At 46.5% G+C, this 3,024-nt stretch carries 4 protein-coding genes; 1 reads left to right on the top strand and 3 read right to left on the bottom strand.

Annotated elements, in window-relative coordinates; translation table 11 throughout:
* Positions 1 to 45: 45 nt before the first annotated feature.
* Positions 46 to 360 (top strand): hypothetical protein, encoded by a 315-nt coding sequence (locus tag Q1A74_RS18360; RefSeq protein ID WP_299599710.1) that lies wholly within the window; start codon positions 46 to 48, stop codon positions 358 to 360.
* Positions 361 to 1,434: 1,074 nt separating this feature from the next.
* On the opposite strand, the gene Q1A74_RS18365 is transcribed toward Q1A74_RS18360, so the two are convergent.
* The 3 genes from Q1A74_RS18365 to Q1A74_RS18375 all read right to left on the bottom strand — a co-directional run.
* Positions 1,435 to 1,794, bottom strand: coding sequence for a hypothetical protein (locus Q1A74_RS18365; RefSeq protein ID WP_299599711.1), 360 nt, complete (start codon positions 1,792 to 1,794; stop codon positions 1,435 to 1,437).
* 179 nt (positions 1,795 to 1,973) lie between these two features.
* Positions 1,974 to 2,393 (bottom strand): hypothetical protein, encoded by a 420-nt coding sequence (locus Q1A74_RS18370; RefSeq protein WP_299599713.1) that lies wholly within the window; start codon positions 2,391 to 2,393, stop codon positions 1,974 to 1,976.
* Between the two features lie 155 nt (positions 2,394 to 2,548).
* Positions 2,549 to 3,024 (bottom strand): ATP-dependent Clp protease adaptor ClpS (locus tag Q1A74_RS18375; protein ID WP_299599715.1); only part of this gene is annotated, 476 nt, incomplete at its 5' end.

A 3,024-nucleotide genomic window follows, 5' to 3' on the forward strand; every position in this document is an offset into this window, starting at 1 on the left:
TGTTAATGTTTGAGCGCCAGCGAGTAACACAAAAGGTGCGTAGCGTTGGCTGTCGCTCTGCCGCTGATTGTTATGCGTATGGAGCCACGGCAGATCCACCTTGCCTACAGTACTGTATTTGATTGCACATTAAAATATGGTGCCCCGAACAAAATTGTGCAGATCAGGATCAACTTTATAGCTTCCCAATATCCTATTTCTCGAACATTGAATGTTCCCGGGATTGTCGTGTTCCAAAGCAGCTCCAAAATAAATGCCGCGACTAAAAGAGAAATTATTGACCCAACGATCCACAGTGAGAACATTGTTGATACATCCATAGAATTTCCTTTTCTAATCTCGATGCCTTCTTCTGATTGAAACAGCCAAAAACTCTCAGTAATTTATCGAACCAAACCTTCTACTGTCGTCCGATAGCTCAAATGAAAGCTCTAGCCGGTAGACGCATAACGCCCAGCGTTGGCTGTCGCTCTGCCGCTGATTGTTATGCGTATGGAGCCACGGTAGATCCACCTTGCCTAAAGTACTGTATTTTATTGCACATTAAAATATGGTGCCCCGAACAAAATTGTGCAGATCAGGATCAACTTTATAGCTTCCCAATATCCTATTTCTCGAACATTGAATATTCCCGGGATTGTCGTGTTCCAAAGCAGCTCCAAAATAAATGCCGCGACTAAAAGAGAAATTATTGACCCAACGATCCACAGTGAGAACATTGTTGATACATCCATAGAATTTCCTTTTCTAATCTCGATGCCTTCTTCTGATTGAAACAGCCAAAAACTCTCAGTAATTTCTCGAACCAAACCTTCTACTCTCGCCCGATAGTTCAAATGAAAGTTCTAGCCAGTAGACGTATAACGCCGCCGGCAGGGGCAGCTTACCTTGTGCGCGTTTTGCGCAAAAATGGGAGCGAAGCGACCTGCGCTAAACGTGCACAAGGTAAGCTGTCCCGCGGAGGGCCGAAGGCCGGGAGCAAACTGCCCGGCCTTGTTAGTGTTTAACGGCTTGAAAGCAATTTAATACTGAACAAGACCACGAAACCCAACGCCCCGAATTACTGACATACTTCGAGCGGCACGATTGGTTGTACCATGCCACGCTTTCCCTGGAGCGGCTTACACGCCCAAAAGGAAAACCCCACTCAATTTCTTCCGCCGCCAGCGCTAACTTTAACGAAGGGAACCCACTGCAGCCTCTTAGAATCAACCGTCAATGCCTGCTAGCGACACTGTTTCTACAGCGCTAGCAGCCGCCAAATCGCTCATCGGGCACGCTACAACGTTTAGGCGGCGGCATAATGAACCTGAACATTAACGCCGCGCTCAGCCGCGGACAATTTTGGGCGCTTTATGCGCGATAATGGGAGCGTAGCGACCGCGCATAAAGTGCACAAAGTTGGCCGTCGGTCTGCAGCGCATTGTTAAGCGCTCACGCAGGATCATGAAAGCTCACTACGCCATTAGCCGATTTAACTAGGGCTCTTGATAAAACCCTACATATATTCCTTTTACTTTCCGGAACTATACCCGTACCGATATAACCAAATGAAACAATTCTATTTTCCTGATGGGCCGAAAGTAAAAACTCAATAGCAGCTTCTTGTGTTTCCAAGCTCGTATGAGCAGACCACGTTTTTGTCAATTGATACCATGGCTCTCCATCATAGGATGCTACAACTATCAATGGGCTACATGTTTGAAAAGGATTACGCACATCATCGACATTATTGATCTTAATTATTGCGATACCCTTCCGTAACTCCACACTCTCAACTTGAACCTGCCACATTGGCCCTCCAGCAAGCGCTGGGAAATATGCTAACAGGAATACGATGAAGCAAAGGTATTTCATACTCGCTTAACGCCGCGCTCAGCCGCAGCTTACTTTGTGCGCCTTTTGCGCGAAAATGGGAGCGACAGCGACCGCGCAAAAGGTGCACAAAGTAAGCTGTCGGCTGCAGTGCCTTGTTAACCCTCTGGGGCCCACCGGTTCCTAGTTACTGGATTACATGGGTACGCTCTTTCTAGACCTTTCCTAACGAGTTCCGGATAAAGCTCACTTTCTTTTGCTCCGTGAACTCTTACTTCCATAGTGGCCAAATTATCCACTAGTACAGAATCAATTTTCTCATATACATCTGGGCAGTAGATATACGAACTCTTTCCTGACGCGCTGTAGTCCCCAAAGTCAAGTGGGCGGAAAACAAATGCGCCACTTGCCAAACCCTTTGTGTATGCACGGACGGCATCGGGATGGGTAATTTTCAACTGCTGAATTTCCGAATATGTATATGAGTTTTCCTTAAGCTCAACAGGGCGGCTGACATACAACGCTACCGAGGCGAACGCGAGAATGAGTATAAAGAAGAACGCTATCTGCTTTTTCATTACTTGCTCTCTCGAAGGGTTAACGCCGCCGGCAGGGGCGGCTTACCTTGTGCGCGTTTTGCGCGAAAATGGGAGCGAAGCGAACCGCGCAAAACGTGCACAAGGTAAGCCGTCCCGCGGAGGGCCGAAGGCCCGGAGCGAATTGCCCGGCTTTGTTAAATGTTTTGAACACTGCATTTCAGAGGGTAGCCTCTACTTTTAGCCACATCGTTAATAAGTGTAGATACGATATATGCTGCTTCTTCATTGGAAGCATAAATACCATGAGCACCCAATCTGTGGACTTTAGACATTTTCTCAGTCGCATCTACTACACTATATGATAAATAAAATTCCAATACTTCCATGACGAATTCCATGGGTGTTGCATCATCGTTATACATAGTAACTTGATAAAACCCATTATCTTTATTCCGCTCAATGAATTTTCGCAATGATGATGTAATGGCAGGCAGTTTTATAGGATTGTCTTTTCGGTATTTTTCTAGACCAGAGTACTTATCCCTAAATAGCCATTTGAAAATTTGTGCCAATTCGTGCTCACCTCTACCATTTAACGCCGCCGGCAGGGGCAGCTTACCTTGTGCGCGTTTTGCGCAAAAATGGGAGCGAAGCGACCTGCGCAAAACGT

Source organism: uncultured Microbulbifer sp., from assembly GCF_947504145.1.
Classification (GTDB): Bacteria; Pseudomonadota; Gammaproteobacteria; order Pseudomonadales; family Cellvibrionaceae; genus Microbulbifer.